Source organism: Streptomyces sp. NPDC050548 (genome assembly GCF_044457385.1).
In the GTDB taxonomy this organism is placed as follows: Bacteria; Actinomycetota; Actinomycetes; order Streptomycetales; family Streptomycetaceae; genus Streptomyces.
Map to the genome: position 1 here is coordinate 249,585 of NZ_JBITGV010000004.1, position 11,682 is coordinate 261,266.

The 11,682-nt window shown below is 69.8% G+C and carries 15 protein-coding genes; 9 read left to right on the forward strand and 6 right to left on the reverse strand.

Annotation, left to right across the window (positions count from 1 at the left end; translation table 11 throughout):
* Positions 1–62 precede the first annotated feature (62 nt).
* Positions 63–1,130, forward strand: a complete 1,068-nt coding sequence (locus ACIBJH_RS14295) for an FUSC family protein (protein WP_399117138.1) — start codon at positions 63–65, stop codon at positions 1,128–1,130.
* Here ACIBJH_RS14295 and ACIBJH_RS14300 read toward each other — a convergent pair.
* Together ACIBJH_RS14300 and ACIBJH_RS14305 are read right to left on the reverse strand one after the other, a co-directional pair.
* Positions 1,094–1,753, reverse strand: a complete 660-nt coding sequence (locus ACIBJH_RS14300) for a response regulator (RefSeq protein WP_399117139.1) — start codon at positions 1,751–1,753, stop codon at positions 1,094–1,096. The genes ACIBJH_RS14295 and ACIBJH_RS14300 overlap by 37 nt on opposite strands.
* Positions 1,750–2,919, reverse strand: a complete 1,170-nt coding sequence (locus ACIBJH_RS14305; protein ID WP_399117140.1) for a sensor histidine kinase — start codon at positions 2,917–2,919, stop codon at positions 1,750–1,752. The genes ACIBJH_RS14300 and ACIBJH_RS14305 overlap by 4 nt, the downstream gene beginning before the upstream one ends.
* Before the next feature lie 515 nt (positions 2,920–3,434).
* On the opposite strand from ACIBJH_RS14305, the gene ACIBJH_RS14310 reads away from it, so the two are divergent.
* Genes ACIBJH_RS14310 through ACIBJH_RS14320 form a run of 3 tightly spaced genes read left to right on the forward strand, consistent with a single transcriptional unit; the run spans position 3,435 to position 6,651 of the window.
* A complete protein-coding gene (locus tag ACIBJH_RS14310) occupies positions 3,435–4,376 on the forward strand; it encodes an ABC transporter ATP-binding protein (RefSeq protein ID WP_399117141.1) in 942 nt (313 codons plus the stop codon).
* The gene (locus ACIBJH_RS14315) at positions 4,373–5,905 is read left to right on the forward strand and encodes a hypothetical protein (RefSeq protein WP_399117142.1); all 1,533 of its coding nucleotides are present in this window, start codon (positions 4,373–4,375) and stop codon (positions 5,903–5,905) included. The genes ACIBJH_RS14310 and ACIBJH_RS14315 overlap by 4 nt, the downstream gene beginning before the upstream one ends.
* Positions 5,902–6,651, forward strand: coding sequence for an ABC transporter permease (locus ACIBJH_RS14320; RefSeq protein WP_399117143.1), 750 nt, complete (start codon positions 5,902–5,904; stop codon positions 6,649–6,651). Before ACIBJH_RS14315 ends, ACIBJH_RS14320 begins: the two co-directional genes overlap by 4 nt.
* On the opposite strand, the gene ACIBJH_RS14325 is transcribed toward ACIBJH_RS14320, so the two are convergent.
* A complete protein-coding gene (locus ACIBJH_RS14325; protein ID WP_399117144.1) occupies positions 6,632–6,883 on the reverse strand; it encodes a DUF397 domain-containing protein in 252 nt (83 codons plus the stop codon). The two genes, ACIBJH_RS14320 and ACIBJH_RS14325, sit on opposite strands and share 20 nt — an antisense overlap.
* Positions 6,883–7,701 (reverse strand): helix-turn-helix domain-containing protein, encoded by an 819-nt coding sequence (locus tag ACIBJH_RS14330; protein WP_399117145.1) that lies wholly within the window; start codon positions 7,699–7,701, stop codon positions 6,883–6,885. Before ACIBJH_RS14330 ends, ACIBJH_RS14325 begins: the two co-directional genes overlap by 1 nt.
* Before the next feature lie 112 nt (positions 7,702–7,813).
* Between ACIBJH_RS14330 and ACIBJH_RS14335 the strand changes: the two genes are divergently transcribed.
* The gene (locus ACIBJH_RS14335) at positions 7,814–8,227 is read left to right on the forward strand and encodes an ATP-binding protein (protein WP_399117146.1); all 414 of its coding nucleotides are present in this window, start codon (positions 7,814–7,816) and stop codon (positions 8,225–8,227) included.
* Here the strand turns inward: ACIBJH_RS14335 and ACIBJH_RS14340 are convergent.
* A complete protein-coding gene (locus ACIBJH_RS14340; RefSeq protein WP_399117147.1) occupies positions 8,220–8,666 on the reverse strand; it encodes an anthrone oxygenase family protein in 447 nt (148 codons plus the stop codon). The genes ACIBJH_RS14335 and ACIBJH_RS14340 overlap by 8 nt on opposite strands.
* 91 nt (positions 8,667–8,757) lie before the next feature.
* Between ACIBJH_RS14340 and ACIBJH_RS14345 the strand changes: the two genes are divergently transcribed.
* From ACIBJH_RS14345 to ACIBJH_RS14360, 4 genes are all read left to right on the forward strand, one after another.
* Positions 8,758–9,345, forward strand: a complete 588-nt coding sequence (locus tag ACIBJH_RS14345) for a TetR/AcrR family transcriptional regulator (protein ID WP_399117148.1) — start codon at positions 8,758–8,760, stop codon at positions 9,343–9,345.
* Positions 9,346–9,464: 119 nt separating this feature from the next.
* The gene (locus ACIBJH_RS14350; protein ID WP_399117149.1) at positions 9,465–9,791 is read left to right on the forward strand and encodes a PadR family transcriptional regulator; all 327 of its coding nucleotides are present in this window, start codon (positions 9,465–9,467) and stop codon (positions 9,789–9,791) included.
* Positions 9,788–10,144: a DUF1048 domain-containing protein gene (locus ACIBJH_RS14355; RefSeq protein ID WP_399117150.1), complete on the forward strand. Its 357-nt coding sequence runs from the start codon at positions 9,788–9,790 to the stop codon at positions 10,142–10,144. Before ACIBJH_RS14350 ends, ACIBJH_RS14355 begins: the two co-directional genes overlap by 4 nt.
* A gap of 1 nt (position 10,145) precedes the next feature.
* Positions 10,146–10,472, forward strand: a complete 327-nt coding sequence (locus ACIBJH_RS14360; RefSeq protein ID WP_399117151.1) for a DUF1048 domain-containing protein — start codon at positions 10,146–10,148, stop codon at positions 10,470–10,472.
* Here ACIBJH_RS14360 and ACIBJH_RS14365 read toward each other — a convergent pair.
* The gene (locus ACIBJH_RS14365; protein WP_399117152.1) at positions 10,441–11,649 is read right to left on the reverse strand and encodes an MFS transporter; all 1,209 of its coding nucleotides are present in this window, start codon (positions 11,647–11,649) and stop codon (positions 10,441–10,443) included. The genes ACIBJH_RS14360 and ACIBJH_RS14365 overlap by 32 nt on opposite strands.
* Between the last annotated feature and the right edge of the window lie 33 nt (positions 11,650–11,682).

Consider the following 11,682-nt stretch of genomic DNA (forward strand, 5'->3'; position numbering starts at 1 on the left):
GCCGGATATCGTACGCGCTAACTTACTATTCAGCGCTCGTAATGCCCGCTACCGTAGTGATAGTGACCGCCAAACTAATACGCAACGCGTACGAAGCGGCTCTGACGATGACCGCCATGCTGCTCTGCTGGAGCGTCGCCCTCTGGCTGGAGGGTGCCGCGGGACTGCACACCGACGTGCTGGTCCTCGCGGTCGCCCTGACCCTCACCCTGTTCCGCTCCCAGCGCACCGCCGACACCCGCCGCCGCCTCACCGCGCTCGTCCTGCTGCCGATCACGGCCGGCGCCTCGATCTTCGTGGGCCGGCTGCTCGCCTCCCACTACGTGCTCGGCGCCGCCGTCTACACGGCGGGCATGGCGCTGGCCATCTGGATCCGCCGCTACGGCCCCACCGCCACGAAGATCGGCACCCTGCTGGCCCTTCCACTCGTGGCCCTCCTCGTCGTGCCCGGCCCCGCGCTTCCGTCCAAGGCGCAGAGCGGGCTGGTCACTTGGGGCTGGTCGGCGCTGGTCGGTGCGCTGGTGTGCGGTGGGGTGTGGCTGGTGCAGGGGCTGGGGGACCGGTTCGCACCCCAGTCCTGGCGTGCTGAACCCGCCGCCGAGCAACCGCCGCGCCGCTCCCGTCTCCACCCCCGCCCGAGCACCCGTATGGCGCTGCAGATGGCGGCCGGTATCGCCGCCGCATTCGCCGTGGGTCGGCTGTTCTTCGACGACCACTGGCCGTGGGTGGTCCTCACCGCGTACGTCGCCGCGAGCGGCAACCGTGGCCGAACGGACGTACTGCGCAAGGGAATTGAGCGGCTGGCCGGAGCCACGATCGGCACCCTGCTGGCCGCGGGCGTCGCGGCGATCGGCGTCACCGGCGACACCTCCGTGGCGCTGATGTTCGCCGTCCTCGCGGTCGCGTTGTGGCTGCGTCCTCTCAACTACGCCTACTGGGCTGCCGGGATGACCTGCGCCCTGTCCCTCCTCCTCGGCTACTTCGGCCAGGACGCACTGCACCTGCTGCCCACCCGGCTCGAAGGAATCGCGGTCGGCGCGGTGCTGTCGGTGGTGTCGGCGTGGTGGCTGCTGCCGGTGCCGCGCGCCCGCCGTCAGCCCGTTCTCGGCACGACGAGCCTCGTCTCGTAGGCCATCACCACGGCCTGGGTACGGTCCCGTAGCCCCAGTTTGGACAGGATGCGGCTGACGTGGGTCTTCACGGTCTCCTCGCCGACGTGCAGGCGCTGGGCGAGTTCGGGGTTGGACAGGCCCTCCGCGAGCAGCCGCAGGACGTCGGTCTCGCGTGGGGTGAGGGCGTCAAGTGCGGTCCGTACAGGGGCGGTTCGGGGGCGCTGACGTGCGAACTCGGAGATGAGCCGTCGGGTGATCGCGGGTGCGAGCAGCGCCTCACCGGCCGCCACGACCCGTACCGCGTCGAAGAGCCGCTCCGCCGTCACGTCCTTGAGCAGGAAGCCGCTCGCCCCTGCCGTCAGCGCGTCGTAGACGTGCTCGTCGAGGTCGAAGGTGGTCAGTACGAGCACGCGTGGGGCGTCCGGGCCCTGGAGGCGGGCGGTGGCCTCGATGCCGTCCATGACCGGCATGCGTACGTCCATCAGGACCACGTCGGGGAGCTGTTCCCGGCAGACGCGTACCGCCTCGGCGCCGTCGTGGGCCGTGCCGACGACGGCGAAGTCGGCCTGAGTGGCGAGGAGTCCGGCGTATCCGACCCGGACGAGCTCGTGGTCGTCGGCGACGACGATGCGGATGGTCACGCCGGTGCCTCCTCGTCGTCGTCCGCGTTGACGGGCAGGCGGGCCTCTACGAGGAATCCGCCGCCGGGGGCGGAGCCGGTGCGCAGGGTGCCGCCCACGGTGGCGGCCCGCTCGCGCATGCCGAGCAGCCCGTGGCCGGAGTCATGGGTGGCGGGTTGCCCGGGGCCGTTGTCGCGGACGCGCACCGTCAAGTCCGCGTTCCCGTAACGGAGTTCCACGTCCACGGCGGCGCCGGGCGCGTGCCGGCGGGCATTGGTGAGGGCCTCCTGCACGATGCGGTACGCGGTGACCTCGATGCCGGGGTCGAGCGTGGTGACCGGCCCGCTGACGATGAGCCGGGTACGGGAACCGGCCGCGTCCCGTGACTCGTCGACGAGTTCCATGAGTTGACGCAGGCCGGGCTGGGGCCGTCGTTGGACCCCGGTGTGCGCGTCCTCCCGCAGTACGCCCAGCAGCCGCCGCATCTCGGTCAGCGCGGTGCGCGCGGTGTCGCCGATGGCGAGGAGGCGGGTGGCGCCCTCGGCCGGGAGTCCAGGGGTGGTGAGGCGGGCGGTCTCCGCCTGGACGGCGATCATCGAGATGTGGTGGGCGACGACATCGTGCAACTCCCGTGCGATACGCGCCCGTTCACCCCGGGCAGCGTGTTCGAGGAGGGTGTCCGCGAAGGCCTGTTCCGTGACGCTGTGGGCGAGTGCGGTGCTGCGCACATGGTGGGCGATGCCGGTGGCCGCTGCGGCGGAGGCGAGGGTCGCCACGAGGACGGCGACGATCCGGGTCGGGTCCTCGTGGCCGACGAGCGCGATGACGACGTAGGGGAGGACGAACAGGCCGCCGAGCGCGGTGGCTCCGGCCCGCCCCAGCACGTACACGCAGACGAGCTGGGCCACTACCCCGCCGACGGTGAGCATTCCGAAGGGCACGAGGGACAGCACGCAGGCCGCGCTGATCGCGACGGCCGCACCACCTCGGGCGAGCCGCCCGGTCCCGGTCCCGAGGACGAAGGGGAGGGGGACGGTGGTGGCGAGCGCGAGCAACAGCAGGGCGGCGAAGCCGCCGGCCAAGTCGCCGCCGCGCAGAAGGACTTCGGAGACCGCGAGAACGGCCAGGCCGCCGGGGACGACGAGAACCGCGCGGCGCGAGACGGCGCCGACCCCCGCCCGCCCCACGCCGACCAGCCGCTCCCGGCCCGGTCCCCGGACCGTGCCGGCGCCTCGGCCAGGGTGCCGACCCGACGTGGGGTCCTGGCTCGGGTACCGATCCGTCCCGGGGTCTCGGCCTGGCGTGGACTCCTGGCTCGGGTCCGGACCTGGCATGGAGTCCTGGCCCGGGTGCCGATCCGTTTTGGGGTCTCGGTCCGGGCTTCGAACCGCCCCGGGGCCCCGGCTTGGGTGCCGACCTGGCGTGGGGTCCGGGTCCCCAACCATCCCGGGGTCTCGGTCCAGGTGGCGAACCGGCGTGGAGTCCCCGCCCGGTCCCCGAACCGTTACCGGCCCAGGTTCCTCCGCCGCGACGGCGCTCACGCCGACGGCGTTCTCCGGTGGTGCCGAACCCTCCGCACCCGACGAATCCTCCACGCCCACCCAGCCATTGTGCCGACCCCGGTCCTGCCCGGCGTCCCCCTCGTGAGGGACCTCCCCGGCGTGACGACACCGTGTGGGGTGCGCGCCTAGCCTCCCTCACCATGAGCGACGCAAGCATCGAAGTCCGCGACTTACGGAAGCGGTTCGGCCGGACCCTCGCGGTCGACGGCCTCTCCTTCAGGGTCGAGCCCGGCACGGTGACCGGATTCGTCGGTCCCAACGGAGCGGGCAAGTCCACCACCATGCGCTCCCTGCTCGGCCTGGACACCCCCGACGAGGGCCGGGCGCTGATCGGCGGGCGGCCCTACCACGCCCTGCGTACCCCGCTGTTGGAGGTCGGCGCGCTCCTGGACGCCGCCGCGCTGCACCCCGCCCGCCGGGGCCGTGATCACCTGCGCTGGCTGGCCCACTCCCACGGGCTGCCGATGCGCCGTGTGGACGAGGTCCTCGAACAGGTCGGGATGGAGCAGGCGGCAAGGAGGCGGGCGGGGGGCTACTCCCTCGGCATGCGCCAACGGCTCGGCATAGCAGCCGCGTTGCTCGGCGACCCGCCGGTTCTGCTCCTCGACGAACCGGTCAACGGCCTGGATCCCGAGGGCATTCAGTGGATCCGCACCCTGCTCCGCCACCTCGCCACGGAGGGCCGGGCGATCCTCGTCTCCAGCCATCTGATGAGTGAACTGGAGGACACCGCCGACCACTTGGTGGTCATCGGCCGCGGTCGTCTCATCGCCGACACGGCGGTCGCCGACCTTCTCGCGGCGGCCTCCGGTGACCGGGTGCGGCTGCGCACGAGCAGTCGTACGGAAGCGATGGAACTGCTCGCCCGGGAGGGCGGCACGGTGGCCGTCGTCGACCGTGACCTGCTCACCGTCACCGGCCTGCCCGCCGAGCGGATCGTGGAGCTGCTCTCCGCGTCTCGCGTCCCCTTCGCCGAAGTGGGCGCGCATCGGGCCTCGTTGGAGGAGGCGTACATGGAACTCACCCGGGACGCGGTCGAGTTCACGTCGACGCCCGCCGAGCCGGACGAGGTGACCCGATGACGACGCCGACGAGGACGCCCGCGCCGTACCGCTCGGCGCTGCACCCCGCCCGGGCCGGTTTCGGCCGCCTGCTGCGTGCGGAGTGGACGAAGTTCTGGACGGTCAGGGCCTGGCTGCTGGTGCTGGCGATCGCCGCCGTCGTGACGGTCGTGGTCTGCCAGTTGGGCGCGAGTGGCTCCAGTGTCGGCGGTGGTCCCATGATCTCCGTCGGTCCGGGCGGCGAGGTCGTCAACGACGCCTTCCGCTTTACCCACCGTCCGCTGACGGGCGACGGCACCGTGACGGCTCGCGTCACCGGGCTGAAGAGCGCGGACGGCAGGGACCTTGAGCCCTGGGCCAAGGCCGGGATCATCGTCAAGTCGAGCCTGAAGCAGGGTTCGCCGTACGCGGCGGTGATGGCGACCCCGGCGCACGGCGTCCGCATGCAGTGGAACTTCACCCACGACACGGCGGGCCCGAGCAGCGACCTGGCGAAGGCCCCCCAGTGGCTCCGCCTGAAAAGGCTGGGGGAGAAACTAACCGGCTATGCGTCGGTAGACGGTCAGAATTGGACCCGGCTTGGGGAGGTACGGGTTGGGGGGCTGGGGGAGACGGTCCAGGTGGGCCTGTTCCTCACGGCCCCGGCTCACCAGGTCGTCCACCGCTCCTTCGGCGGCACGAGCGAGGTGCAGGGCGGCGGCGAGGCCACCGGCACCTTCGATCACCTCACCCTCCAGGGCAACTCGACCGCCACCCGCTGGACGGCCACGGACATCGGCGTCCCCGCCAACAGTCCTGGCCCGAACAGCCGACCGGGCACGACGACGGTGTCCGCGACCGGCACGTACACACTCACCGGACACGGAGACATCGCCCCCGAGGAGAACAGCCCCGACATGGTCCAGATGGGCTTCCAGGGAGTCTTCGTCGGCCTCCTCTTCATGGTCGCCCTGGGCACGCTCTTCGTGACGACCGAATACAAACGGGGCCTGATCCGTACGACGTTCACGGCGACCCCGTCCCGACTGAAGGTGCTGGCCGCGAAGACAACAGTCATCGCGGCGATCACCTTCACAACAGGCCTGCTGGCAACGGCAGTCGGCTTCACCTGGGCCCAGAAGACCCTGCGCTCCAACGGCTTCAAGCCCCCCGAGTTCCCCGACCTGTCCCTCCTGGAGAACCCGTCCCTGCGGGCGGTGGTGGGCAGCGCGGCACTCCTGTCCCTGGTGGCGGTCCTGGCCCTGTCCCTGGGAGTGGTGCTGCGCAACAGCGCCGGCGCGATAGCGACGGTCGTGGTCCTGGTGATCCTCCCGCAGATCCTCTCCTTCGCCTTCCCGCTCCCAGCCGCCCAGTGGCTGCTGCGGGCGACCCCGGCGGCGGCCTTCGCGATCCAGCAGGGCAAGACGTACTACCCCCAGGTCCAGCACAACTGCCTCCCGGAGAGCGGCTGTTACCCCCTCTCTCCGTACAACGGCCTGGCGGTCCTGGCGGCCTACACGCTGGCGGCCCTCCTGCTGGCGGCCTGGACGGTAAGGAGGCGGGACGCGTGAGGTGGCTGGGTTCTCTGCACGCCGAGTGGACCAAACTCCGCACCCTGCCCAGCACTTGGTGGCTCCTGACCGCAACGGTCGTCCTCACGGCGGCGGTCGGCGCGGCGGCGGCCTCGTCGGTCACGACCAGGATCTGCCCGGCCCCGTGCGACGCGGACACGACCAAACTGGCCCTCTCGGGCGTCCAGTTGAGCCAGGCCATATGCCTGGTCCTGGGCGCGCTGTCGATAGGCGCGGAGTACAGCACGGGCACGATCCGTACGACGCTCACCGCGATGCCGGGCAGATGGCGGGTACTGACATCGAAGGCGGCGACCCTGTCACTGCTGACGGCGATGGCGGGAGCCCTGGGGATCCTGTCCTCCCTGGGCCTGGCTCGCCTGATCCTCCAGACCCCGCCGGACGGTGCCCTGCTCCGACCGGCGACGGGCTCGATCCTGATCCTGGTCCTGGTGACGCTCATGGGCCTGTCCCTGGCGACCCTGCTCCGCGACACGGCAGGAGCGATCACGTCGGGGCTAGGCGTCCTCTACGTCGTCCCGATCCTGTCCCACATGGTCAACTCCCCAACCTGGCAACACCGTTTGCAACGCTGGGCCCCGATGCCGGCGGGCCTGTCCATCCAGGCGACGAAGAATCTGGGCACGCTGGCGATCGCTCCGTGGCCCGGGCTTGGGGTTCTGGCGGCGTACGCGGTGGGCTTGTTGGGGGCCGGGGGAGCGTGGTTCAGGCTGCGGGATGCGTGACAGTGTCGAGGAAGGCGGTCCAAGTGCCGGGGGCGACGGTGAGGATGGGCCCGGCGGCGACCTTGGAGTCCCGGACGTGAATGGCGGAGGGGTGGGCAGCGACCTCGATGCAGTCGCCGCCCTCGCTGCCGCTGTAGCTGGACTTGTGCCAGGCGTAAGCGACTTCAAGGCAATTGCCGCCTTCGCTGCCGCTGTAGCTGGACTTGAACCACTGCCGTGCTGCGGTGTTCATTACTCTCCTAGCAGTTGCTCCAGGAGGCGCACACTCTCGGCAGGAGTGAGAGCCTGAGACCGCAGCATTCCATACTTGTGGTGATAGTCGCTGACCTCGTCGGGATCATCGACGAGGAAGCTCGCCCGCTGTACCTCCAGCCAGACCAGGCGATCGTGCTCAGGCGTTTCCAGCAGCACCATCGGACCGTCGAGACAGGCGTGCGGAGTCCGATCCATAGGCATGATCTGCAAGCTCATGTTCACCGGCTCGGTGAAGTCCAGCAGTTGCTGAATCTGCGTCCGCATAACCTCCGCACTGCCGACCTGCCTCCGCAAGACGCTCTCCTCGATGATGAAGTGCCCGACCGGCGGCCGTTTGCGCTGCCAGATCAACTGCCGCTGCATCCGGTTGTCCACCCACTGCTCCGCGGTCTCGTCCCCGAGTGCCGGATAGCGGTACTCGAAGACGGCGCGGCAGTAGTCCCTGGTCTGAAGGAGACCAGGAATCACCAGACTCTGGTACGACAGGATGCTGATGGCCTCCTGCTCATTGTCGACGAGGCCCTGCGCGAACAGCGGCATCCGCTCCCGCACCGGCAACTTGTCCACCAGCGCGAACAACGCCCCACCCGTACCGAGCAGTTCATCGAACTCCACCGCGCGATAGTCCTGAAGCGCAAGCCGCCCCTGCTCGATCGACCGGATCGTGTCGACGTGCAGATTCGCAATCTCGGCGAACCGCTCCTGCGTGTACCCCGCCTTCCTCCGAAAGTGGGCGACGAGCCCCCCGACCGCTTCCCAAGTGCCGACCTTCTTAGGCCTCTTCGCCGATTGCATGCGTGTCCCTTTCCCCCGCGCACACCCGAAGACGTCGTAGTGGGGTCGTAGCAAAAAGAACTACGACCTCACTCACTGACCCACGATAGTGACTCCCTGTGACAGTGGTCCCGTGAATGAACAACTCCAACAAAGCCACACCCGCGAGGCGTTCTACCGCCGGGACCGCAGATCGGTCGCCCTGGCCCGCGACTTCACCCGGGAGTCGCTCACGTCCTGGTCGGTCACGGACCGGATGGACGACGCGCTGCTCTGCGTAAGCGAGTTGGCGACCAACGCGGTCCTCCACGGCGTACCGCCAGGCAGGGGCTTCGCCCTCCACCTGTCGCTGCACCCCGACGGTGTCCTCCGGATCGAGGTCCACGACAGCGGCACCACCGAACTCCGCAAGGTCCGCACCCCGTACCGGTCGTTGGACGCGGAGGAGGGGCGGGGCCTGATGCTGGTCGCCGTGCTGTCGGACAAGTGGGGCGTGGGGGAGCGGTCGCCGGGCACGGTGGTGTGGTGCGAGTTCGCGCTCAGGTGAGGGCCGCGGCCAGCAGAGCGAACGCGGCGATGATGATGGCGACGCGGACGTAGTGGTACCGGTCCCAGCGGTTCATCTGCTCCTTCCAGTCGGCGGGCCGGTTCTCGGGGGTCCACGTCTTGCCCCGGTTGTTGATCGGGACGAGCAGCACGAGCGACATGATCACGCTCACGATCAGCAGCGCGGCGGCGGTGACGACGAGGCCGGCGCCGGAGTGGTGCCATCCGGCGACGGCCCAGACCGCGCTCAGGACGAGCGAGCCGATGTACCAGAACGGCATCACGGCGCCGAGCATCCGGCCCCCGTGGGCGCGGCCGAGCTGGCCGCTGTCCTCGGGAAGGGCGTTGAAGATCCGGTTCATGACGAAGGCGACGGAGAACTCCACCCCGACCATCACGCCGACGACCACGGTGGTGAAGACCTCAAGCGCGGTGAGCATCACGACTCTCCCTGTTTTCTAGCGTTGCTAGCTGATGAGGCAACGCTAGTACTACTGCCGCTCGGATGTCTAGCGGTGCTAGGATCGAATCATGTCGGTACAGGAACGCAAGGAGCGCGAACGGGCGGGCCGCGAGCGCCTCATCTTGGCGACGGCCCGCGAACTCGCCGAGCAGCAGGGCTGGGACGCGGTCACCACCCGCCGGCTGGCCGAGCGCATCGAGTACAGCCAGCCCGTCCTCTACAGCCACTTCCGCGGCAAGCGCGAGATCATCGGCGCCGTAGCCCTCCAGGGCGCCACCGAGCTGGCCGCGGAGCTGCGGGCCGCGACCTCCGCGACCTCCGCCGCGGACGGCCCGCGCGCCCGGGTCTCCGCCCTCGCCCGCGCCTACCTCGACTTCGCCGAACGCAACCCGGCGGTGTACGACGCCATGTTCCAGCTCGACGGCGGCCTGGCCTTCGCGCAGGAGGACACCCCGGAGCCGCTGAAGGACGCCTTCGCCGCCCTGCTGGAAAACCTCGGAGAGGTCGCCGGGGACGGTGTCCACCCGGGGGTGTTCACCGAGCTGTTCTGGGCGGCCCTGCACGGCCTGGCCACCCTGACCCGGGCGGGACGGCTGCCGCCGGAGTACGCCGAGCGGAGGACACGGCTACTGGTGGACCGCCTCGCGGTGGTCTGACGCCGCTCGCTGCTCGCCGCTCGCGGTCCGCCCCTGGCCCAGCTACTCGGTGATACCGTATAGTGGTACTCGGTACTACGTAGTACCGAGAGTGGGAACGGGCGGAGCGGAGACCGGCGATGGACGACCTGACGGAGATGCTGAAAGGCACCCTTGAGGGCTGCGTGCTGGAAATCATCGGCGGCGAGGAGACCTACGGGTACGCCATCACGCGCCGGCTGAATGAACTCGGCTTCGCCGATGTCATCGAGGGCACGGTCTACACGATCCTGCTGCGACTCGAAAAGAACGGGCTCGTCGAGGTGACGAAGCGACCGTCGGGGGTGGGTCCGCCGCGCAAGTTCTACGCGCTCAACGAAGCGGGACGCGAAGAACTCACGCGGTTCTGGGCGAAATGGGACTACCTCTCCGCGCGCATCAACAAGCTGAAGGAGGGCGGGCGATGAACTACTGGCAGACCATCACCGGCAGCGACCTCACCCGGGAATGGAAGGGCTTCGAAGCCCGGGCCGAGGCATTGCCGGACGACCACCGGGCGGCGTGGGAGGAGATCAAGGTCCACCTCTCCCCGTACTCCGGTTTCACGGGCCGCAACCTGATGCCGATCCTCGACAGCGCCCTGGGCCTGCTCGAAGAGACCGCGGCGGACGGCCAGAGCGTTCACGACGTACTGGGCGACGACATCGCGGGCTTCTGCGCGGCGCTGGCCGGCGGAGAAGGAACCCGGAGCTATCGCGACCGGTGGCGCGAGCAGTTGAACCGGAACGTCGCCCGGAAATTGGCCCGGCTGGGAGGCTGACGTGAGCATTCAGGACATCATCAAGGGCAAGAAGCACTGGCGGGCACACATGTCGCGGGTCAAAGCGCTCCCGCCGGACTACCAGATCGTCTACAACGAAATGCAGAAGTACTACTTCAAGGTCGGACCGGTCGAACTGCCCGACCTGACCCTGCTCCCGGGAATCGTCGAATTCTTCGAGGAGGGCGCCGTGGACGGCAAGGGAGTCCTGGAACTCATCGGCACCGACGTCGCCGCCTTCGCCGACGACCTGATCAAGGACCAGCGCACCTATGGGGACATCTATCGCGAGTCCGTCAGCGGGAAGCGCGGGACGGCAGGGAAGTAGGCCCGACCGGCTCGGCCGGGGAGAGGCCGAGGCCGTTGCCCGGTGCGGTCGGTTCGGGCAGCCCCCGGAACAGCAGCCAGCTCAACACCGGCAGCACGATCAGCGGGGTCAGCGCCGTCCGCAGGGACGTCGCGTCGGCGATCGCCCCGATCAGCGGAGTGACCATGCCCCCGATGCTCACGGTCAGGCCGAGCGTGATACCGCTGGCCGTGCCGACGCGGGTGGGCAAGTAGTCCTGGCCGAGGGTGACATGGAGGGAGAAGGGGACGTAGAGCGCGAGGGACGCCAGCGCCACGAAGACGTAGAACGCGGGCCCGGGGACGAACACCGTGCCCGCGATCGCGGGGATCGTCAGCACGTACGACCAGCGGGCGACCGTCACCCGGTCCCAGCGGTTGGCAAGGTTGCCGCCCACCACGGAGCCCAGGGCGCCCCCGAGATAGAGGACGAACAGCGCCACGATCCCGGCCGCCGTACCGCCTCCCATGCGCTGCTGGGCGTAGAGCGAGATGAACGTGCTCAGACCGATGAACTCTATGGACCGCAGCACCACGGACAGCGAGAGCCGCACGAACGACGCCTTGTCGTCGGTGCCGACCGGGACCGCGCCGTGGGCGGCGCCACTCTCCCGCTTCCCCAGCGCGCGCAGCACCGGCAGGCACAGCGCGCTGCCCGCGAGGGCGGGGAGCACGAGCAGCGGTGACAGGCGCAGGCCGCCGGTGGCGAAGACGCCGCCGACCATGAGCGGCGCGGCGGCGAAGCCGAGGTTGCCGCCGACCGAGAACCAGCCCATCGCGCTGTGGCTGCCCCCGCTGACGAGCCGCGCCACACGGGCGGACTCGGGGTGGTACGCGGCGACCCCGACACCGGACACGGCCACGAACACCAGGGTGAGCGCGTAGGAACCGGTCAAGCCGCTCAGTGCGATGCCGAGTCCGCCGAGGACCGTGCTCAGCGGCAGGATCCACGGCATCGCCCAGCGGTCGGTCAGCAGACCGAACACCGGCTGCGCCACCGAGGAGAGCAGGGACGCGGCGAGCACGATGCCCGACACCGCGGCATAGCTGTAGGCGCGCTCGGCGACGAAGAACGGGATGAGCGCGGCGACCGCGCCCTGGTAGATGTCCACGCAGGCATGGCCGACAGCGAGCAGCGTGATGGCTTTCTTCTTTGACATGGCGCCATGCTCGGCGCCGGGCTGTTTGTCGCG

Excerpts from the sequence above, each read along its gene's own strand:
- ACIBJH_RS14310 (WP_399117141.1), top strand. The coding sequence starts at position 3,435 with ATGAGCGACGCAAGCATCGAAGTCCGCGACTTACGGAAGCGGTTCGGC.
- ACIBJH_RS14315 (WP_399117142.1), top strand. The coding sequence starts at position 4,373 with ATGACGACGCCGACGAGGACGCCCGCGCCGTACCGCTCGGCGCTGCAC.
- ACIBJH_RS14325 (WP_399117144.1), bottom strand. The coding sequence starts at position 6,883 with ATGAACACCGCAGCACGGCAGTGGTTCAAGTCCAGCTACAGCGGCAGC.
- ACIBJH_RS14330 (WP_399117145.1), bottom strand. The coding sequence starts at position 7,701 with ATGCAATCGGCGAAGAGGCCTAAGAAGGTCGGCACTTGGGAAGCGGTC.
- ACIBJH_RS14340 (WP_399117147.1), bottom strand. The coding sequence starts at position 8,666 with ATGCTCACCGCGCTTGAGGTCTTCACCACCGTGGTCGTCGGCGTGATG.
- ACIBJH_RS14345 (WP_399117148.1), top strand. The coding sequence starts at position 8,758 with ATGTCGGTACAGGAACGCAAGGAGCGCGAACGGGCGGGCCGCGAGCGC.
- ACIBJH_RS14350 (WP_399117149.1), top strand. The coding sequence starts at position 9,465 with ATGGACGACCTGACGGAGATGCTGAAAGGCACCCTTGAGGGCTGCGTG.
- ACIBJH_RS14355 (WP_399117150.1), top strand. The coding sequence starts at position 9,788 with ATGAACTACTGGCAGACCATCACCGGCAGCGACCTCACCCGGGAATGG.
- ACIBJH_RS14365 (WP_399117152.1), bottom strand. The coding sequence starts at position 11,649 with ATGTCAAAGAAGAAAGCCATCACGCTGCTCGCTGTCGGCCATGCCTGC.